Source organism: uncultured Microbulbifer sp. (genome assembly GCF_913055755.1).
Taxonomy (GTDB): Bacteria; Pseudomonadota; Gammaproteobacteria; order Pseudomonadales; family Cellvibrionaceae; genus Microbulbifer.
In genome coordinates this window covers 1-17,743 of record NZ_CAJXKH010000034.1, presented here as the reverse complement: position 1 = coordinate 17,743, position 17,743 = coordinate 1, and the positions used below count along the sequence as shown (strand labels likewise).

21 protein-coding genes and 1 tRNA gene are annotated in these 17,743 nt (G+C 59.2%); 12 read left to right on the top strand and 10 right to left on the bottom strand.

Annotated features, from left to right (window positions below; genetic code table 11):
* Positions 1-14 precede the first annotated feature (14 nt).
* Positions 15-482, bottom strand: a complete 468-nt coding sequence (locus QZ511_RS07875) for a GNAT family N-acetyltransferase (protein WP_295801396.1) — start codon at positions 480-482, stop codon at positions 15-17.
* A 135-nt stretch (positions 483-617) separates the two neighbouring features.
* On the opposite strand from QZ511_RS07875, the gene QZ511_RS07870 reads away from it, so the two are divergent.
* On the top strand, positions 618-1,730 hold the full coding sequence (locus QZ511_RS07870) for a CapA family protein (RefSeq protein ID WP_295801395.1): 1,113 nt from the start codon (positions 618-620) through the stop codon (positions 1,728-1,730).
* 59 nt (positions 1,731-1,789) lie between these two features.
* On the opposite strand, the gene QZ511_RS07865 is transcribed toward QZ511_RS07870, so the two are convergent.
* Both QZ511_RS07865 and QZ511_RS07860 read right to left on the bottom strand, forming a co-directional pair.
* A tRNA-Arg gene (locus QZ511_RS07865) sits at positions 1,790-1,866 on the bottom strand.
* A 561-nt stretch (positions 1,867-2,427) separates the two neighbouring features.
* The gene (locus tag QZ511_RS07860) at positions 2,428-3,156 is read right to left on the bottom strand and encodes a pseudouridine synthase (RefSeq protein WP_295801392.1); all 729 of its coding nucleotides are present in this window, start codon (positions 3,154-3,156) and stop codon (positions 2,428-2,430) included.
* 122 nt (positions 3,157-3,278) lie between these two features.
* Between QZ511_RS07860 and QZ511_RS07855 the strand changes: the two genes are divergently transcribed.
* The gene (locus tag QZ511_RS07855; RefSeq protein ID WP_295801390.1) at positions 3,279-4,487 is read left to right on the top strand and encodes an RtcB family protein; all 1,209 of its coding nucleotides are present in this window, start codon (positions 3,279-3,281) and stop codon (positions 4,485-4,487) included.
* A gap of 23 nt (positions 4,488-4,510) precedes the next feature.
* Entirely contained in the window at positions 4,511-4,687 is a 177-nt protein-coding gene (locus QZ511_RS07850; protein ID WP_295801389.1) for a hypothetical protein, read from the top strand.
* 13 nt (positions 4,688-4,700) lie between these two features.
* Here the strand turns inward: QZ511_RS07850 and QZ511_RS07845 are convergent, their stop codons facing one another.
* Entirely contained in the window at positions 4,701-5,078 is a 378-nt protein-coding gene (locus QZ511_RS07845) for a YchJ family metal-binding protein (RefSeq protein WP_295801386.1), read from the bottom strand.
* Positions 5,079-5,233: 155 nt separating this feature from the next.
* On the opposite strand from QZ511_RS07845, the gene QZ511_RS07840 reads away from it, so the two are divergent.
* Positions 5,234-5,530 (top strand): hypothetical protein, encoded by a 297-nt coding sequence (locus QZ511_RS07840; protein ID WP_295801385.1) that lies wholly within the window; start codon positions 5,234-5,236, stop codon positions 5,528-5,530.
* Positions 5,531-5,585: 55 nt separating this feature from the next.
* Here QZ511_RS07840 and QZ511_RS07835 read toward each other — a convergent pair whose 3' ends face one another.
* Positions 5,586-7,235 (bottom strand): PAS domain S-box protein, encoded by a 1,650-nt coding sequence (locus QZ511_RS07835; RefSeq protein ID WP_295801384.1) that lies wholly within the window; start codon positions 7,233-7,235, stop codon positions 5,586-5,588.
* A 184-nt stretch (positions 7,236-7,419) separates the two neighbouring features.
* On the opposite strand from QZ511_RS07835, the gene QZ511_RS07830 reads away from it, so the two are divergent.
* Positions 7,420-7,818: an MAPEG family protein gene (locus tag QZ511_RS07830; RefSeq protein WP_295801383.1), complete on the top strand. Its 399-nt coding sequence runs from the start codon at positions 7,420-7,422 to the stop codon at positions 7,816-7,818.
* A gap of 116 nt (positions 7,819-7,934) precedes the next feature.
* On the opposite strand, the gene QZ511_RS07825 is transcribed toward QZ511_RS07830, so the two are convergent.
* From QZ511_RS07825 to QZ511_RS07815, 3 genes are all read right to left on the bottom strand, one after another.
* Positions 7,935-8,240, bottom strand: coding sequence for a YebG family protein (locus QZ511_RS07825; RefSeq protein WP_295801381.1), 306 nt, complete (start codon positions 8,238-8,240; stop codon positions 7,935-7,937).
* Between the two features lie 302 nt (positions 8,241-8,542).
* Positions 8,543-9,160, bottom strand: coding sequence for a LysE family translocator (locus QZ511_RS07820; RefSeq protein ID WP_295801380.1), 618 nt, complete (start codon positions 9,158-9,160; stop codon positions 8,543-8,545).
* Positions 9,160-9,774 carry a DUF924 family protein gene (locus tag QZ511_RS07815; RefSeq protein ID WP_295801378.1) on the bottom strand — a complete coding sequence of 205 codons (615 nt, stop codon included), beginning with the start codon at positions 9,772-9,774 and terminating at the stop codon, positions 9,160-9,162. The genes QZ511_RS07820 and QZ511_RS07815 overlap by 1 nt, the downstream gene beginning before the upstream one ends.
* Positions 9,775-9,989: 215 nt before the next feature.
* Between QZ511_RS07815 and QZ511_RS07810 the strand changes: the two genes are divergently transcribed.
* The 3 genes from QZ511_RS07810 to QZ511_RS07800 are packed head-to-tail and all read left to right on the top strand — an operon-like array spanning position 9,990 to position 11,898.
* Positions 9,990-10,907 carry a DUF6249 domain-containing protein gene (locus tag QZ511_RS07810; RefSeq protein WP_295801376.1) on the top strand — a complete coding sequence of 306 codons (918 nt, stop codon included), beginning with the start codon at positions 9,990-9,992 and terminating at the stop codon, positions 10,905-10,907.
* A gap of 12 nt (positions 10,908-10,919) precedes the next feature.
* A complete protein-coding gene (locus QZ511_RS07805) occupies positions 10,920-11,474 on the top strand; it encodes a sigma-70 family RNA polymerase sigma factor (protein ID WP_295801374.1) in 555 nt (184 codons plus the stop codon).
* Positions 11,467-11,898 carry a hypothetical protein gene (locus QZ511_RS07800; RefSeq protein WP_295801373.1) on the top strand — a complete coding sequence of 144 codons (432 nt, stop codon included), beginning with the start codon at positions 11,467-11,469 and terminating at the stop codon, positions 11,896-11,898. Before QZ511_RS07805 ends, QZ511_RS07800 begins: the two co-directional genes overlap by 8 nt.
* Positions 11,899-11,998: 100 nt before the next feature.
* On the opposite strand, the gene QZ511_RS07795 is transcribed toward QZ511_RS07800, so the two are convergent.
* Positions 11,999-12,505, bottom strand: a complete 507-nt coding sequence (locus QZ511_RS07795; RefSeq protein ID WP_295801371.1) for an LEA type 2 family protein — start codon at positions 12,503-12,505, stop codon at positions 11,999-12,001.
* Positions 12,506-12,750: 245 nt separating this feature from the next.
* Between QZ511_RS07795 and QZ511_RS07790 the strand changes: the two genes are divergently transcribed.
* Positions 12,751-13,713 (top strand): mechanosensitive ion channel family protein, encoded by a 963-nt coding sequence (locus QZ511_RS07790; protein ID WP_295801427.1) that lies wholly within the window; start codon positions 12,751-12,753, stop codon positions 13,711-13,713.
* Positions 13,714-13,772: 59 nt separating this feature from the next.
* On the opposite strand, the gene maiA is transcribed toward QZ511_RS07790, so the two are convergent.
* Complete coding sequence (maiA, locus tag QZ511_RS07785) at positions 13,773-14,414, bottom strand: maleylacetoacetate isomerase (RefSeq protein ID WP_295801370.1); 642 nt, start codon at positions 14,412-14,414, stop codon at positions 13,773-13,775.
* Between the two features lie 377 nt (positions 14,415-14,791).
* On the opposite strand from maiA, the gene QZ511_RS07780 reads away from it, so the two are divergent.
* From QZ511_RS07780 to QZ511_RS07770, 3 genes are all read left to right on the top strand, one after another.
* Positions 14,792-15,313, top strand: a complete 522-nt coding sequence (locus QZ511_RS07780) for a MarR family transcriptional regulator (RefSeq protein ID WP_295801368.1) — start codon at positions 14,792-14,794, stop codon at positions 15,311-15,313.
* 92 nt (positions 15,314-15,405) lie between these two features.
* Positions 15,406-16,599 carry an amino acid aminotransferase gene (locus QZ511_RS07775; RefSeq protein ID WP_295801365.1) on the top strand — a complete coding sequence of 398 codons (1,194 nt, stop codon included), beginning with the start codon at positions 15,406-15,408 and terminating at the stop codon, positions 16,597-16,599.
* A gap of 135 nt (positions 16,600-16,734) precedes the next feature.
* Positions 16,735-17,743: 3-deoxy-7-phosphoheptulonate synthase class II (locus QZ511_RS07770; protein ID WP_366935631.1), on the top strand; the 1,009-nt coding region annotated here is incomplete at its 3' end.

The following is a 17,743-nucleotide window of genomic DNA, read 5'->3' as shown; positions in this document are numbered from 1 at the left end:
GCTAGGGGCCGTTGTTAAGGCCCGCAAGCCCGCAGCATTTCGATATGCGGGATGCCATCCTCGTCATAGGGCTCGGAGATCTGCTCAAAGCCGAACTCCTCATAGAATTTTTTCAGGTACAGCTGCGCCGAAATACGGATCGGGGTCGCGGGACGTTCCCGCTGCAACATTTCGATCCCGCGGCGCATCAACTCCCTGCCAAGTCCGCTGCCGCGCGCGGATTCACTGGTCAGGACCCGCCCGATAGACGGTTCCGGATACTTCTTGCCGGGGAACACCACGCGCAGGTAGGCATGCAGGGACGGCTGGTCGGAGTCCGCCTGCCAGCACGCGAGGTGCCAGGAGTGCTGGTCCTTGCCGTCCGCATCCTGGTAGACGCAGTCCTGTTCCACGGTGAAGACTTCCTGGCGCACGCGCAGGATCTCGTAGAGCTGGTCTGTGGTCAGTTCGTCGAAGCTGCACCATTGCCAAAATACTGCCATGACTGCTCTGTCTCTCCGGCTGTTTGCTATTGTATTCGGGGTTGGGGGGTATCCCATTAACCGGGACATTCTAGGCAAATACCACCGGTTGGGAAATGCGCTGCCAGACGCCCACGAGGCCGAGTAGTCACCACCATGAGAAGACAGTCCCATATGCGTATTGTGCTCGCTGGCGATGTCATGACCGGCCGCGGTATTGACCAGGTGCTGCCAAACCCCGGCGACCCGCAGATCGTTGAATCCTATATGCGCTCCGCAGCGGGCTATGTGATGCTGGCGGAAGACCACAGCGGCAGGATTCCGGCCCCGGTATCTTTCGACTATGTGTGGGGCGACACACTCACCGCGATGGCGGCGCGACAGCCGGACTGCCGGTTGATCAACCTGGAAACGGCGGTTACCCGCAGCGATGACGCCTGGCCGTGGAAGGGGATCAATTACCGCATGCACCCGGGCAATATTCCGGCGCTCACTGCCGCCGGGGTCGATATCTGCAGCCTTGCCAACAATCATGTACTGGACTGGGGTTACGCCGGTCTTGTGGAAACCCTGGACAGCCTGCAAGGAGCCGGGTTGAGCGCTGTCGGCGCCGGGGTAAACAAACACGCGGCGGAGTCGCCGGCGATCAAGCGTATCGGCAGCAATCGCCTGCTGGTATTTGCCGTCGGCCACCCCAGCAGTGGTATTCCGGCGGATTGGGCGGCGACGGATGATAAAGCTGGAGTGAACTTTATTGCCGACCTGTCCGCGGAAACCGCGCAGGTACTGGCCAGGCAGTGGCACGGCTTGCGGCAGCCGGGAGACCTGGTGGTGGTATCCATTCACTGGGGCGGGAACTGGGGCTATCACATCAAGCGGGGGAAGAGGGCGTTCGCGCGCCACCTGATCGATGCTGGGGCAGACCTGGTGTACGGCCATTCGTCACACCATCCCATGGGCATTGAGGTGTACCGGGAGCGGGCGATTCTCTATGGCTGTGGGGATCTGATCAACGACTATGAGGGGATCCGCGGCCACGAGGCGTACCGCTCGTATTTGCGCCTCCTGTATTGCGCGGACCTGGATCCGGACAGCGGCGCCCTGCGGCGGCTCGAGCTGATCCCGTTTGAAATGCGGCGATTCCGCCTGCAGAGGCCGGCAGATAGCGATCGTGACTGGCTCCTCGGAGTCCTCGACCGTGAATGCCGCAGGTTGGGGGCTGCGCTGCAGTTGCCGGGCGATGGGGAGTCTTTTCTGTTGCGCTGGTAGTTGCAGCGCCGGGGTGAGGCAAAAAAAAGCCCGATCCATCTGGACCGGGCTTTTGGGTATGGCGCGCTCGGGAGGATTCGAACCTCCGACCGCCTGGTTCGTAGCCAGGTACTCTATCCAGCTGAGCTACGAGCGCGTTAGGAGGCGCACTATATTGATTCGCGCTGCCGTAGGCAAGTACCTGGTGGAATTTTCTTTTAATTCAGCCGGTTATCGGATGTTTCCGGGTTGCGTGAGCGCCAGTTCCTGCGGCGGCTTGTTGAATTCAGCACATATTTTATTCAGGAGCTATTGTTTATTTTTTGGTTGCCATTACTATTGCCAGCGCAATTGACAGGAGAAGTCTGTGATCAGGTTACTTGGACAAATCGATAGCAATGCCAACGCTGCGCCACAATGGCTGCGGTGTGCATTTGTTCGTATAGAGAAAAGCCCAATGTAATTGCCTCCTGACAACGGGAGGCGCGAGCCTTCCGGACGTGATCACACAACCCCCGCAGGTTCGCCTCCGGGGGTTTTTGTTTTCTGGTCCGGTAGCTCATCGTCCACCAGCAGTCATTTGCAGTGTGCGGGTATCTGGCTGGCCTTCACAGTATTTGTTCAGGACCTGCTGAATAGTTGCGGGATTGCGCGTCTACGAAGCGCTGCAGGTCGGGTGAGCCTTCCATGGTGCCTCCGGGATGGGATGTCGGTTTACTCATTCTGGCAGCTGCCAGCCAAACTGTTCAATCAGGGCGGCGAAGCAGCCGCGGGGCACAGCGTTGATCGTCAGCAACCGGCCGCTTTCCGGGTGCTTCAGGACCAGTTTGTGGGCGTGTAAAAGCAGCCTGCCGCAGCCAAAGTGCTCGGCAAAAAAGTGGTTGTGGGTGGACTTGCCGTATTTGGGGCAGCCGATCAACGGGTGAGAAATATGTTTGAAGTGGCGCCGAATCTGGTGCCGGCGGCCTGTCTTCAGTTGTATTTCGGCCAGTGAATAGCGGCTGGTGGGGTAGCGGTCCACCGCAAAGGGCAGCTCGACGGTGCCCAGGCGGCGGAACAGGGTGACCGCATCCTGGCGCGGCAGATCGCTTTTGGGGCGCCTACGCTGGTGTTTGAAGTCTGCCACCGGCGGCAGGGGATGATCGATTTCCCCCGCTTCCGGGCAGTAACCGCGGCAAATGGCCAGGTACTGCTTGAGCGACTCGTGGCTATCCAGCTGAGCCTGCAGGCGAGCGGCAGATTCGCTGCTTTTGCCGAACACGATGACGCCAGAGGTGGGTTTGTCCAGCCGGTGTACCGGGTAGAGGTGGGAGCCCACCAGGTCGCGTAAAAATTGCAGCAGGATGCGGTCTTCGTGCCGGTCGATTTCCGAGCGATGGACCAGCCAGCCTTCCGGTTTGTAGGCGGCAACCAGGTGCGCATCTTCGAAAAGTATTTCCGGCGTCATTGGAAAGCTCTGTTAGGTAATACTGATTTGTGAAGTATAAGGGGGAGCACATATGGGGAAAACTGCCGCGGGGAATTGACCGCGGGAAAACAAGGAAAAAGATGAATAAATAGGAAATTATTATGCCTGTAAAAATGGTACTGAATCGCAATGCACCGCCGGGCACCGTACCGGTCAAGGTCTTCACTGAAGATGTGGAAAACGCGGCATTGCAACAGCTAAAAAATATTGCCCAGTTGCCGATCGTGCATTCCCATGTGGCGGCCATGCCGGACGTTCATATGGGAATCGGTGCAACCGTGGGATCGGTAATCCCCACACTCGGCGCGATTATTCCGGCGGCGGTGGGGGTGGATATCGGTTGCGGCATGAATGCGGTTCGCACCTCGCTGCACGCCAACCAGCTGCCGGATGACCTCAAGCCACTGCGGGATGCCATCGAGCGCCGGGTGCCGGTGGGCTTTGCCCGTCACAAGCGGGTGAGTGCACGGGAGGCGGCGGCAGCGAATCTCGCGGCTGGCGCGGACCAGCTGTTCGCCAGGCACCCGGAATTGCTCAAGCGCCTGCGCAACCCGCAGGAAACCTGGGTAACCCAGATCGGGACCCTGGGCGGCGGCAATCACTTTATCGAGATCTGTCTCGATGAAAACAACATGGTGTGGGTGATGCTGCACTCCGGTAGCCGCGGGATCGGCAATGCCATCGGCCAGCATTTCATCCAGCTGGCAAAGCGCGATATGGAAGGGCATATGCACAATTTGCCGGACCGTGACCTGGCATATTTCAGTGAGGGCAATGCGCACTTCAATGACTATGTGGAAGCGGTGCACTGGGCCCAGGAGTATGCGCGGGTCAATCGCCAGGAGATGATGAAAATGATCGTCGCTGTGCTGCAGCAACAGTTGCCGCCGTTCAGCCTGGCAACCGAGGCGATCAATTGCCACCACAACTACGTGGTGCGGGAACAGCATTTTGGCCGCGATGTATTTGTCACCCGCAAGGGGGCAATCAGCGCGCAGAAAGACCAGTTGGGAATTATCCCCGGCTCCATGGGCGCCAGGTCCTACATCGTGCGCGGCCTTGGCAATCCTGAGTCCTTCTGTTCCTGTGCCCATGGCGCGGGGCGCCGGATGAGCCGCACCGCTGCGCGCAAACGCTTTACCCGGGCGGACCTGGAGGCCCAGACCAAGGGGGTGCAGTGTCGCAAGGACAAGGGCGTCATTGACGAGATCCCGGCGGCATACAAGGACATTGACCAGGTGATGAATAATCAGCGTGACCTGGTGGATGTGGTACACACCTTGCGGCAGGTGATCTGCATCAAGGGTTAATACAGTGATAGAAGGAGTATTCTGTGAAGAAAAACAAGGCAAAAATTGTGGTGCGAAATTATGTCGCACGCAATCCGCTATTGCGCAAGGGTGGCGCCCACATACGGGCGAAGTCCGGTGAGCGCTTTAGTGATAAACAGCAAACCAGAAAGGCGGCGCGGGAATGGCAGAGCTCCCGCGCTCGGTTCTCGCTCGCCTGAATAGCCATCCCCATCAGGGCCACGCATTCAACGGCCCAACATAGACCCAGCGCTTCCTGTGCAGCTTGAACAGCGAAATTTCATGTAGTGCGCGCTCTTCCCCGTTCTCATCAAACCATGCCCTGAATTCCACGATGGATTTCTTGAGCCCCTGTTTGCTTTTGATCACTTCCAACCGGACCCATTTTGTCTGCAGGTCTTCCGCCTCAAGCTCCGGGCAGGAATCCGGGTGCCAGGTCTTCTTCAGGTAGGCCGGCTTCCCCAGGGCATAGGCAGTGTAGCGGCTCCGCATCAGTGCTTCGGCGGTGTTCGGGTAGGTTTTGCCGGACAGATACAGGTCGCAGCACTGTACGAAGGGTTTGCCGGAACAGCAGGGGCAGTTTTCGGTCATGGGGTTCTCGATCTGGGTTGAGCGCGCATGATACCAAGGTGCGCTGCGGGCTGCAGATAATGGGGAAACTGATCGGTCAGAACTTGCCGGAGGAAATTGGCGTCATCCGCTGCTAGGCTCAGAAGAGTTATTCTGCGTCAACAGCCGGTGGTGTTATGAATCGGTGGTGGTTAGGTCTACTTTTGGTGCCGGTGATCGCCGGTGCCCAGTCCGATGATGGGAATGGACAACGAGGTGGCGGGCGGAGCCCCAGTCTGGCATTTTGCCAGGAGCGTTTTTATGAAGAGGACGATGGCCTGTTGCGCTGCAATTGGGCGGTCAACTTCACCTATGCCTGTTTTGTTTCCTACCCCGCGAACAAGGTGATCCAGGCCGGGGCGAAAATTGCCGAGCCGGAAGTGGTAGGGGAGTGTGACAATGGCGAGCGGATCATCAAGTTGCTGCACTATTGATTGCCCGGTTGCCAAAGAATACTCATCTACCGGTGATTGTGCTCCCTCCGGGGCGTTATTGCGAAGTCGCAGGAGGCGTGAGGGGAAGATGTCCGTCTCTCATGAGCGCAGAAATTTTCCGTTGTAGCTGATCGTAAGTAAATGGCTTCTTGACGCAGTCGAGAATGCCATCGGCGACGATGTCCTGGACCTTGCTTTCCACGCTGTAGCCGGTTGCCAGAAGTGCCTTGATATCCGGATTGATGCGTTTTAATTCAACGAACAACTGTTGTCCATCCATCTGCGGCATGATCATGTCCAGCAACACCAGGTCTATTACCTGGTGATTTCCCCTGTAGTATTCAATGGCCTCTTGTGCTGAGGCAAAAGTGTCTACCTGGTGCCCGTGCATTTCAAACAGGGTTTTGGAATAGCTGCGGACGATGGCCTCGTCATCGACAATCATCATGCGCACCGGCCTTTCCGTAATTTCCGTTGGCGCTTTCTGTTGCCGGTGTTTGCCGCGCTCCCTGATGGCGGGTAGGTAGAGATCGAAGCTGCTGCCTTCCCCCGCGGAAGAGCGACACTGAATCGCACCTTTGTGGAGGTGCGTGGTGCCGTATACCGCCGCCAGACCGAGTCCGGCACCGCGGCCGCTGGCCTTGGTGGTAAAGAATGGCTCGAAAATGCGCTGGCGCACTTCCTCGGTCATGCCGGTGCCACTGTCGGTGACATTGATCAGCAGGTAGTGGCCCGGCGCTATCTGGAAATCGGAAATGGATACGGGTTCCGTTACCTCCACATTGCGGGTGCTGAAGGTGAGGGTGCCCCCCGAGGGCATGGCATCCTTGGCGTTGATGGCCAGGTTCAGGAGCGCGCTTTTTAGTTGCGCCGAGTCTCCCTTGACGTGCGGGCGCGCGGCGTCGAGGAATTGTCGTACCTGGATTTTACGGTCTATGGTGCGTTCCAGCATAGTGCAGACATCCAGCACAATATCGTGGGTATTGCAGTCGCTTAAACGGTAAGCCCCCTTGCGGGCAAACGTCAGCAGCTGCTTGGTAAGCTCGGCGGCGTGGTGGGCGGTGGTCAGAATCTGGCTCGCGTATTCGGCTATCTTGCTGTCCACGGTGGTCTGGTGGATCACTTCCGCAAACCCGGCAATACCGTGAATCATGTTGTTGAAGTCGTGGGCGATGCCCCCTGCCAGCTCACCGATTGCCTGCATTTTCTGCGCTTGACGCAATTCTTCTTCCAGCAACCGCTGTTTGGTGATGTCGCTGCCGATACTCAGGACACCGATGGGCTCGCCCTGTTCATCGGTCAGCAGTTTGTTGGTCCAGGCAATCCAGACCCGGCGCCCGTTCTTGGTGATGTTTTCATTGATGTTGTAGCGGTGTTCCTCCGGATGGGTGCAGATGTGATCCATCAGCGGGCGCAGATCACGGCCGGTACTTTCGTTTTCGGGGACTATGGTGCCAACGACGTGCTGGCCAATGATTTCCTGCTCGCTGAACCCGAAAAAGTTCTGGGCGTATTCGTTGAAGAAGGTAATGATGCCGCTGCGGTCCCAGCGCAGGATGATGGAGTTGGCGTGCTCTACCAGCTCCCGGTACCGCTCCTCACTTTTGCGGAGGGCCTCGTAGACCTGTTGTGAGTCGCCGCCGGAAACCGGGGGGCTTGAGGCGGGTTGCTGGCCGTTCAAATCCGGTTTTGCAGTTTTTTCCATTATTCCTTCCTGGAAACCATCCTGGAAACCTGTTGTGAAACAAGGGAAGCCATTGATTCCACCACGGTGAGCGGGGATTGTCTAGCGGATTGGAGGGCCTGACACTGGCGCATTCCATTTTTGCTGATAGCATGCAACAGAGTTTGTTGAACCGATTCAATCGAGTAGTTGGAGAGTATTACCTATGTTGAGTGTAAAAATCACGGCCCTGTATGCGGGCCTGTCGGCACTGCTGATGCTTGCGCTGGCATTTCGCGTGGTGGCATTTCGCCGCAGTAATAAAGTCGGCCTCGGATCCGGTGGCCACCATATGGGGCAGGTGCTGGTCAGGGCGCACGCCAATGCGGTGGAATATGTTCCCCTGGCGCTGATCCTGATGCTGATCGCGGAAATCAACGGGCTGTCTGTGGTGTGGCTGCACTGCCTGGGCGGTGCCTTGATTGTGGCGCGCGCTCTGCACGCCATCGGCCTGGTTGCCGGCAAGGGCGGCTATCACTTCGGTCGCTTTACCGGTACTTCACTGACCTGGCTGGTGATTTTGGTGTTGGCGATTATCGATATACTGGCGATTTTCACCGGCTAGCAATCCGCTAGCGAAAGCTGGTAATTGAACGGGAAAAAAGAAAAGCAAAAAAAAGCCCGGAAAAACCGGGCACAGTACAGGGATGGAAAATTGTGGGGGAGGGAAGGGTTAACCGCTTACTGGTTAGCCGCCAGCGGGGTAACGTTCTGCTCCTCTTCGGAGGACTCAGCCTGCGCGGGTTCATCTTCACTCAGGAGTATTTCCGGCTTGCCCTTACAGGCTTTCGCCAGGGTCTCGCGGCGCTTAGCCAGCATCAGGCCGATCTCTTCACTGGCTTCCTCGGAAACACCGTCAACATGCCGCTCTATCAGGGCGGTAATGTTGGCGGCGAGTTCCAGCATCTTGTCGTGTTCTTCGGCGTCTTTTTTGTTGTCGAACATGGCTCCGTCTCTGTCGCATTTCCAAACTGCTACTACCGCCATAACTGCCTCCTGTTGTCGTGCACAATGACCAGATTGTTGTCGGGTGTTTTTGTTGGGTTGGATGTTTGTACAGTATCTGTATATATGTTCAGTGTCAACCGAAGTCGCTGCCGGCGAAGATTGAGGTGGGCCGAGCCCGCTGTGCGTCGGGTGGCCGGGCAAGGTGGCAAATGTGGGTTCATAATCAATTTGTGACCGCCGGACCTTTCCCCCCCAAGGATTCCCGGCGGCTCCAACCCCGCAGTAAATCACTGGCCCGCATCGCGGGCCATTTTTTTATCCGGCGCGACTGCGGTTGCGGACTACAGCAGGCTCCAGGCCAGTCGCGCGGCCAGCGCCAGCAAAATGGCGCCAAACAGCTTCTGCAGCCACTGGCCCCAGGGGCCGAGGTTGATGCCCCGCTTGTGGCCGGTGGTCACCGCAAAGGTCACCAGCAGGTACCAGAGGGTATCGATGGACGCTGCTACTCCCGCCATCGCCAGCTTCACCGCCAGCGACTGGTCTTCGTGGACAAACTGACTGAACAGGGCGCCGAAAAACAGTGCCACCTTGGGATTGAACAGGGCAATGGAAAAGCCCTGGCTCGCGGCCGCGAGGGGCGATTGCGGTTTTGCCGCCTGGCTGGCCGGCGCGGGGCCGGCCGGGGAGGTCAGCGCCTGCCAGCCGATGTAAACCAGCAGCAGGGCACCGGCCCACTGCAGCCCCTGGAACAGTGCCGGGGTCTGGGTGACCACCAGCGCCAGCCCCAGGGCGGTGAGCAGCGCGTAGAGCCCGATGGCAATACCGTGGGAGAGGGCGCAGATACTGCCCTGCAGGGGGCCGGCGGCGGCATTGCGCAGTACGATCAGCAGGCTGGGGCCGGGGGACATGGCGCCCAGGGCGCAGATGCCGGCAAGGGATAGCCAGGATAGCCACTCCATCAGAAACCACCTCCCGCATCCAGCCAGGCCTGTTCCGCGGCCGTGCTCGGTCGCCCAAGAGCGGCGTTGCGGTGCGGGTAGCGCCCGAATTCCGCGATCACATCCCGGTGCCGCGCGGCAAAGCGGTAGTAGCTGGCAGCGGTCTTCGCTTCCGGGCCAGAGGTAAAATCCTGCCGCAACTGGTCGAAGTAGGCCACCGACTGGGCCTGTACCTCGGGCTGCTCCGAGTGCTCCAGCGGCATCCCCAGGAAAGCGCGCTGGTGTAGTCCGAGAGTGGTCTGCTGGTTGTCGCGGATCACCGCCTGGCTGATGGCGAGGGCCTGCGGGTCGCCGGCAAAGGCGCGCGGGCTGCCGCGGAAAATATTGCGGGTGAACTGGTCACAAACCAGTACCAGGGCCAGTTGCCCGGACAGGGTTTCACGCCAGTCGCCCAGTTGCCCGGCCAGCGCGGCGTCAACCAGGTCGCCAAACCGGGTCCTGATCTCGTCGTCGAAGGGGCTCCCGCCGCTAAACCAGCACTTGCGCAGGGTTTCCGCCGGGGGGTGGTCGGGGAGGTCGCTGCCAAACCAGAAAGTCAGCACTTCACTGGCGGCATTTTTGTTAGAGTCGTTCATCTGCCTTCCGTCGATGTAAATTTTGCCGCCCGTGCATCCAAATCCGCGGGTGGCCTCGTCCATCAGGGTAAGCAGGCAAGATTCCTGTTACCCCGGGACCCGGTTCAGACCGGCTACTTAAGCAAACTTCCCGGGACTATGTCGATGTTTAGATACGGATTGCACAAAAAAGGTACAATCCGCAGTCAGAATGCTGCAACAGTGAGAACAATGAAATGAGAGCGAGAAAGCAACAACCGCCCGGCAAGTCGTGCCTGTGGGCGACCCTGGTGGTCGCGGCGCTGGGTATGAGCGGCTGGGGTGCAGCTGTGGCCCAGGACGACGTCGTGCCACAAGTGCCGGCAGAGGCTCCGGAAGCTCCGGTGCCGCCGGTACCACCCAAGGCGCCGATAGTGGTGCGGGACTTTGACAAACAGGTCCGCATCCTGCGTCAGGAAGACGGCTCCCTGCGTATCCTTACCCGGGACTCCGAGGGCGATAACGCCGATATCCGGGTGGACCTGGGTGATGAATTCGGTGGCGAAGTCACCAAGCGCATATACCGGCAGCTGGAAGAGAAGGGCATCCTCGACGAGAAGGGCCTGGTGATCGAGGAGGCGCTGGAATCGATACCGCGCAATATCGAATTTGGCATCGCCGCGGAAGAGGCCCGAGAGCACGCCCGCGAAATGGCCCGCGAGCAGCGGCGGCTGGCCCGCGAGGCCCGGAATATGGCGCGCGACCACAAGGCCGAGGTTTACGAATACCGCTATAGCGACGAGAAGGACGACGACAAAATGGAAATGCTAATCGCCATTGTGGCCATCATTGCAGTCTTCGGGACCCCGATCCTGATTGTTTGGCTGGTAACCCGCAACAGTTACCGCAAGAAGCAGCTGCTGATGGAAAACGTCAATCGCCTGGTGGCAGAAGGCCGCGATATTCCGCCGGAGCTGCTGGATGCGATGGAGAACGAAAGCCCGAACAAGACCAAGGACCGCGGCTTCACGCTGATTGCGGTGGGTGCTGCGATCTTCATCTGGCTCAGTGCCGTGGCAGATATCGGTGTTGGCAGCCTGGGCCTGATCCCGCTGTTTATCGGTGTCGCCCGCTATATCAACTGGAAACTGGATAACCAACAGCAAGCGGGCTAGGAACTGCCATCGATGAACCTCAACGACGAGGACCTGATCCGACGCGTTGTCGAAGACGGCGACCAGCGGGCTTACGCCCAGCTGGTTCGTCGCTATCAGTCACAGTTGCGTTTCTCGCTCCGTCAACTGTGCGATGGCGACCAGGGGCTGGCCGACGACATGGCTCAGGAAGCATTTATAAAAGCGTACAAGGCATTGCCCGCATTCCGTGGCGATGCCCGCTTCAGTACCTGGCTGTACCGCATTGCCTACAATCTGGTCATGAGCCACAAGCGCAAAAACGCGCCGGAGGTGGACCAGGAGGCGGTGGACCGGGCGCAGTCTGATCAAAGCGTCGAAGAAGCGCAGCAACTGGGGATGGCCAGAGACCTGAATTCGGCCATGGGGGAACTGAGTGACGCCCAGCGTCAGGCGGTACATCTGTGCATGCAGCGCGGATTTTCACATGAAGAAGCCGCCAGCATTATGAAGTTGCCGCTGGGCACGGTAAAATCCCACGTTAACCGCGCACGGGCTAAACTGCAGACACTGTTGCAGGCCTGGCGGGAGGAGGTCGTCAGTGGCTAAGCATTTGCATGGTAATTCATATTCAGCGCAGCAGGCGCGCACTGGCAACAAACCAGACAAGGTTGCAGGTATGGTAGTGAAGGACGGGGTGATCTCACCCTCTGGAAGCAACGATCCGGATTTCGACACCTGGTTGTCGCAGCAGCTGCAGTTCAACGAACCGCACCTGGATGACGACGGCTTCTGTGAGCGGGTGATGGCGGACCTGCCGCCGGCGCCGGCCAAACGTAGTGAGCGTCGCGCAACCCGCTATCAATACGCGGCAGTGGTGGCGGCTTCGGCCATTGTCTGCTGGCAGTTCCCGCTGGATGAGGTACTTGCCCAGGCAGCTCAGCAGAGCATCAGCCTGTACAGCCTGGTGGGGGTGGCAGTACTGTCTTCGCTGGTGGCCATGACCGGCGGTATCTTCGCGGCGCGCCGCTGACGGTTGCGCCGAAACCGTACGCGGCCGGTGTCCTGCCGGCCGCGCGTGATTCTTCTCTATCTCCTTTCTTTCTTTAGCTCCCCTCGCTTCCCCAAGGCTTTCAACGATATTGGTCCAGTTGTATCTCGCCGCGCTTGGTTACCTTGATATAGGGGAGGATCGAGCGCCTGAGTCCCAGTTTTGCTTCCAGTTCGTAGGGCACGGTACTGCTCTGTAGTCTGAGGAGCTCGGCAGCGGCCATAAAGGATCCCATCAGGTTCGCCGAGGCGTCGACGACGATGGCATCCTGGCCGTAGGCGGGTATCGACGGCAGGTTACTGGAGGTGCCGGTAACTACCTTGTGTCCCGCCAGGTTCAGGGTGTAGTACAGGCCGGACAGGGACAGTTCGGTATCGTTGGGATTGAAAACCCGCAGGTGTATGCGAAACCGCAGGTCCCCGCTTTGACTGCTGGGCAGAGGTTCCAGCGCGGTCACCTGGACTTCCGGCTCTTCGAAATTCGGTGACAACACGGCACAGCCGTGGAGCATCAGCGCGAGCGCACTGATCAGCAGAACACGGATCAATAAGGTAGGGCTAAATTGGTGGCGGAATCTGCTGCGGTTCAAGGGCGCGTCCTCATATTTACCTGAGCTACCTGGATTGCCTGAGCTGCCAAGCGCCAGAACGATATCGTCTGGGGGGTAACGTTAACGTATTTCCGGGATGGCACGTAGGGCACTGTTGCCGAAAACAGGTAGACCGCAATCACAGGCGGATTGTTCAAATCCGACGCAATTCTGCACCTGCTGAGGCAGCTATACTCGATGCGAAGAAATCGGAACCGTATCGCAGGGAAGGAGCGGGCAGTGTGATGAATCTGCTGGTGCAGACCCCGCCGGTGACACCCGAACAGGGAAAAGAGTCGGCGGAAACACTGGAGTTGGCCAAGGTTAACCCCTCGTCGCTCGGTGATGTCGTCGATACGGTGACCGATTCCCTGCAGAATATCTGGCACAGTTTCCTCGGTCATATCCCTTTCTTTATTGCCGCCCTGTTGATGCTGGTACTGACCTGGCTGATGGCCGCGCTGGCGGGGCGCTTTGCCCGGCGCTTTGCGCGTAAGACCACCACGCGACCGTCACTGCAGGATCTGCTGGTGCGCCTCACCAAGATCGTGATCTGGCTGCTGGGGCTGCTGTTTACGGCCATGGTACTGTTCCCCGGCCTGACCCCGGCCAAAGCCCTCGGTGGCCTGGGGCTGCTGTCGGTAGCGGTTGGGCTGGCGTTCAAGGATATGTTCGAGAACTTTTTCGCCGGTATCCTGATCCTGTGGCGCTTCCCCTTTGAGGCGGGAGATGTGATCCGCTGTGAAAATGTGGAGGGGCGGGTAGAGGCGGTGGAAGTGCGCAATACCACCATCCGCCGTACTACCGGTGAACTGGTAATCGTGCCCAACCTGTTCCTGTTCAAGAATCCCTGTGAAATCCTCACCGACCGCAACAAGCGCCGTATCACCATTATCGCCGGCGTGGCCTATGGCGAAGATGTGGCAACGGCAGTGGAGGTGATCAAGGTTGCGGTCAGTGAGTGCGAATCGGTGCGGGATGACGAGCCGGTACAGATTTTTCCCCAGGCGTTTGGCGACAGCAGTATCGATATCGAGGTCACCTGGTGGGCGGGTTCGACACCGTTGGAGGAGCGCCGCTCCCGGGGCGAAGTGGTGACTGCGGTGAAGCGGGCCCTGGACCAGGCGGGTATAGAGATTCCGTTCCCCTATCGCACCCTGACCTTCAAGGAGCCGCTACGCATAGGTGGGGAAGTCTCCGAGGGCTGAAGTTGAAGGTTATCCGGGACGAATTGCGGGAATAGGGGGCTGCGCCCCCTGGGGAAGATTTACAGGGTGCTGTCCGGCTGGTTTTCCGGGCGCGCATCTTCAAACGCCGGCATCGCGGCGCAGGCATCGGCGATATGCTCGATCGTCGGGTAGCGGGCGATATCCACTCCGAAGCGCTGGGCGTTATAGATCTGCGGTATCAGGCAACACTCGAACAGTCCCGGGGCGCTGCCCGCGGCAAAGGGACCGTCAAAATCCGCCGCCAGTTGCATTTCCAGCGCGTCAAAGCCGCCATTGATCCAGTGGCGAATCCACTCGACTTTTTGCTCGTCACTGGCGCCCAGCTCGGTCTGGATATACTTCAGCACCCGCAGGTTCTGGATTGGCTGGATGTCACAGGCCACGTTGTAGGCGAGGGCGCGGATACGGGCGCGCTCGCTCGGATCTGCGGGCAGTAGGGGTACCTGGGGGTGGGTCTCATCCAGCCATTCCAGGATGGCAAGGGACTGGGTAAGGGTCTTGCCATCATCGTTTATCAGTGCCGGGACCAGGCCCTGGGGGTTCAGTGCGCGGTAGGCTTCGCCGCGCTGCTCGCCTTTCAGCAGGTTGACCGGGTGATACTGGTACTCGAGGCCCTTGAGATTGAGGGCAATACGCACCCGGTAGCTGGCGGAGGAGCGAAAGTAGCCGTGGAGGTCCATGAGTTGGGTGTTCCTTGTTGTTCTGTAGGTTCAAGGCCTGTATCGGTATCTGGTCTGCGGCGAGGGCCTTTCGGGTCCTGACGCAAAAAATACGCGTCAAATTGCCATTTCGATGACAAAAATGGCGTGCAAAGCCGTATAATGCGCGGCCGATTTCTTCTGATGCTGCACGATCGTGCCCGAAAGCGTTAAGCCCGGACAAAATTCCGGTCGCTGTTCCAGGGTGTGTGCCCCGAAAATGGGGGTGGTTCGGGGCCAGAGTCAGCGGCAGTTACCGTCTGCCAAAAAATTCCTGCGGCAGTGGTTACATTTGAAACCAATCTTAGTTACATTTGAAACCTCGTACAACCCGTATCTCAGCAGGTAAATGAACCGCGATGACCACAGATAACACCACAAAGGTAGACCGCGAAATCAATGCTAACCTGGAGGCCGTTCGCCCGGACGACCTGCGGCTGGAAAAATTCCTGCCGTACCGCCTCTCGGTGCTCTCCAACCGGGTAAGTAACGCGATTGCGCAGGCGTATGGTGCGCGTTTCGACCTGACCATTCCTGCATGGCGGGTTATGGCGATTCTCGGGCGCTTCCCCAACCTGTCCGCGGCGGATCTGGTAGAGCAGACGGCCATGGACAAGGTGGCCATCAGCCGCGCGGTGTCCATCCTGCTGAAAAACGACTACATCACCCGCAGTGAAGATCTCGCCGATCGCCGCCGCCAGGTGCTCAACCTGTCGGAACTGGGGCGGGATGTTTACGAGCGTATCGTGCCGCTGGCGCAGCAGTATGAAAATGACCTGATGGGCTCGCTGAGCGATGAAGAGCGCAAGCAGCTGGACAGTATCATCGAAAAGCTGATGAGCCGGGCGCAGGACTGGGCCAACCGCGGCCTGATGGACTGAACGATTACCCACGAATATCTGACGGTATCGTGCGCCAGGACACTACGACAGTGAACGGTGCGATACCGTTGTTTCCCTGACAGGAGTTACCCATGTTTGACCACCTCAATAGCCTGCCTGCCGACCCGATTCTCGGCCTGTTGGCCACCTACCGCGCTGACGAAAACCCCAACAAGATTGACCTCGGGGTCGGTGTATATAAGGACGAGGCGGGGCATACCCCGGTACTGCAGGCAGTAAAAGAAGCGGAAACCCGGCTGTTGCAGAGCGAGGAAACCAAGGCTTATATCGGGCCTGCCGGTACCCCCGGTTTCAACAGTGCCATGCAGGAGCTGGTACTTGGCGCCACGCACCCGGCGCTGGTCGGCAACCGCGTGCGTTCCGCACAGACTCCCGGCGGCTGTGGCGCCCTGCGCGTGCTGGCGGAATTTGCCAATCGCGCCAAGCCCGGTGCCACCATCTGGGTCAGTGATCCCACCTGGGCTAATCACGTACCGCTGCTGGGCAATGCCGGCCTGCAGATCAAGAGCTATCCCTATTACGATCGCGCCAGCAGCAGCCTGCAGTTCGATGCGATGGTCGACACCCTGAAAAATGTGGGCGAGGGCGACCTGGTACTGCTGCACGCCTGCTGTCACAACCCCTGCGGTGCGGACCTGAGCCGCGAGCAGTGGAAAGTGCTGGCGGAAATGGCGCAGAAGCAGGGCTTCACCCCGTATATTGATATGGCCTACCAGGGCTTCGGTGAAAGCCTGGACGACGACGCTTACGGCCTGCGCCTGATGGCGGAATCTGTGCCGGAAATGCTGGTGGCGGCTTCCTGCTCCAAGAATTTTGGCCTTTACCGCGAGCGCGTTGGTCTGGCGATGGTGATCTACAGCGATGCGGCGGCTGCCGACCGCGGCCAGAGCCAGCTGCTGAACGTGGTGCGCGGCAACTACTCGATGCCGCCGAACCACGGCGGTGCCATTGTGGAATCCATCCTCACCGATGCGAGCCTGAAGGCAAACTGGGAGGCGGAGTTGACCGAAATGCGGGAGCGCATCAACGGCCTGCGCTCCGGCGTGGTGGAAAGCCTCGACGCGGCCGGTGCCGCCGGGGACTTCAGTTTTATTCAGCGGCAGAAGGGCATGTTCTCGTTCCTGGGCATTACCCCGGAGCAGGTGCAGAAACTGCAGGAGGACTACTCAATTTATATGGTAGATTCCAGCCGTATCAGCATCGCTGGCCTCAGCCAGAACAATATGGCTTACTTCTGCGAGTCTGTGGCCAAGGTTCTGGGCTGATCGACCAGCCGGGTGTGGCGTGACGGCGCCACGCCCTCGCCGGATACCGCGGCAATCCGCGCGGCGAAAATTTTTGCAAAGTGGATTGCGTGGACGCGCGCAACCCGACCTATCGAAGTAAAGCAGAACCCGCAAATGGAAGTTGAGGTAGCCGACCCCGTGTCTGATTCCCCCGCACTCGAATCTCTAGTCAAACCCTGGGATCCCGCCAGCTGGCGTAAACTGACCGCGCATCAGCAGCCGCGGTACCAATCCGCTGAAGCCGTTGCCGAAGTGGAGCAGCAACTCTCCGGTTACCCGCCGCTGGTATTTGCCGAAGAGGCCCGCGAGCTGCGCCGCCAGCTGGCGCAAGTGGCAGAGGGCAAAGCCTTCCTGTTGCAGGGGGGGGACTGCGCGGAGTCCTTTGCGGATTTCAACGCAAACCGAATTCGCGATACATTTAAAGTAATGCTGCAGATGGCGGTGGTGCTGACGTTTGCCGGCAATCTCCCGGTGGTGAAAGTGGCGCGTATGGCCGGCCAGTATGCCAAGCCGCGCTCGGCAGATTTGGAAACCATCGGCGGTGTCGAGCTGCCCAGTTACCGCGGCGATATCATCAACGGTATCGACTTTACCGCGGAGGCGCGGGTACCGGATCCCCAGCGCATGCTGACTGCCTACAACCAGTCTGCGGCTACCCTCAATTTACTGCGCGCATTTGCCCAGGGCGGTCTGGCGGATCTGCACCAGGTACACGCGTGGAACCTGAGCTTTCTGGAAAACAATCCGCTGCGGGATCGCTATTCACAACTGGCGGAGCGTCTGCAGGATGCCCTGGAATTTATGGCGGTATGCGGCGTTAACTCCGCCAATACTCCGGCAATCCGTGAAACCACTCTGTACACCTCCCACGAGGCGCTACTGCTAAATTACGAGCAGGCACTGACCCGCACCGACAGCCTGACCGGCAAGTGGTACGACTGCTCTGCGCATATGCTGTGGATTGGCGAGCGCACCCGGCAACTGGATGCCGCCCACGTGGAGTTCCTGGCCGGTGTCTGGAATCCCATCGGCGTAAAAGTGGGGCCGGGGATGGATACCGAGGAGCTGATCCGTCTGATCGACCGCCTGAACCCCAACAACGAACCGGGCCGGCTGACGCTGA

Excerpts from the sequence above, each read along its gene's own strand:
- QZ511_RS07875 (WP_295801396.1), bottom strand. The coding sequence starts at position 482 with ATGGCAGTATTTTGGCAATGGTGCAGCTTCGACGAACTGACCACAGAC.
- QZ511_RS07870 (WP_295801395.1), top strand. The coding sequence starts at position 618 with ATGAGAAGACAGTCCCATATGCGTATTGTGCTCGCTGGCGATGTCATG.
- QZ511_RS07860 (WP_295801392.1), bottom strand. The coding sequence starts at position 3,156 with ATGACGCCGGAAATACTTTTCGAAGATGCGCACCTGGTTGCCGCCTAC.
- QZ511_RS07855 (WP_295801390.1), top strand. The coding sequence starts at position 3,279 with ATGCCTGTAAAAATGGTACTGAATCGCAATGCACCGCCGGGCACCGTA.
- QZ511_RS07845 (WP_295801386.1), bottom strand. The coding sequence starts at position 5,078 with ATGACCGAAAACTGCCCCTGCTGTTCCGGCAAACCCTTCGTACAGTGC.
- QZ511_RS07840 (WP_295801385.1), top strand. The coding sequence starts at position 5,234 with ATGAATCGGTGGTGGTTAGGTCTACTTTTGGTGCCGGTGATCGCCGGT.
- QZ511_RS07835 (WP_295801384.1), bottom strand. The coding sequence starts at position 7,235 with ATGGAAAAAACTGCAAAACCGGATTTGAACGGCCAGCAACCCGCCTCA.
- QZ511_RS07830 (WP_295801383.1), top strand. The coding sequence starts at position 7,420 with ATGTTGAGTGTAAAAATCACGGCCCTGTATGCGGGCCTGTCGGCACTG.
- QZ511_RS07825 (WP_295801381.1), bottom strand. The coding sequence starts at position 8,240 with ATGGCGGTAGTAGCAGTTTGGAAATGCGACAGAGACGGAGCCATGTTC.
- QZ511_RS07820 (WP_295801380.1), bottom strand. The coding sequence starts at position 9,160 with ATGGAGTGGCTATCCTGGCTATCCCTTGCCGGCATCTGCGCCCTGGGC.
- QZ511_RS07815 (WP_295801378.1), bottom strand. The coding sequence starts at position 9,774 with ATGAACGACTCTAACAAAAATGCCGCCAGTGAAGTGCTGACTTTCTGG.
- QZ511_RS07810 (WP_295801376.1), top strand. The coding sequence starts at position 9,990 with ATGAGAGCGAGAAAGCAACAACCGCCCGGCAAGTCGTGCCTGTGGGCG.
- QZ511_RS07805 (WP_295801374.1), top strand. The coding sequence starts at position 10,920 with ATGAACCTCAACGACGAGGACCTGATCCGACGCGTTGTCGAAGACGGC.
- QZ511_RS07790 (WP_295801427.1), top strand. The coding sequence starts at position 12,751 with ATGAATCTGCTGGTGCAGACCCCGCCGGTGACACCCGAACAGGGAAAA.
- maiA (WP_295801370.1), bottom strand. The coding sequence starts at position 14,414 with ATGGACCTCCACGGCTACTTTCGCTCCTCCGCCAGCTACCGGGTGCGT.
- QZ511_RS07780 (WP_295801368.1), top strand. The coding sequence starts at position 14,792 with ATGACCACAGATAACACCACAAAGGTAGACCGCGAAATCAATGCTAAC.
- QZ511_RS07775 (WP_295801365.1), top strand. The coding sequence starts at position 15,406 with ATGTTTGACCACCTCAATAGCCTGCCTGCCGACCCGATTCTCGGCCTG.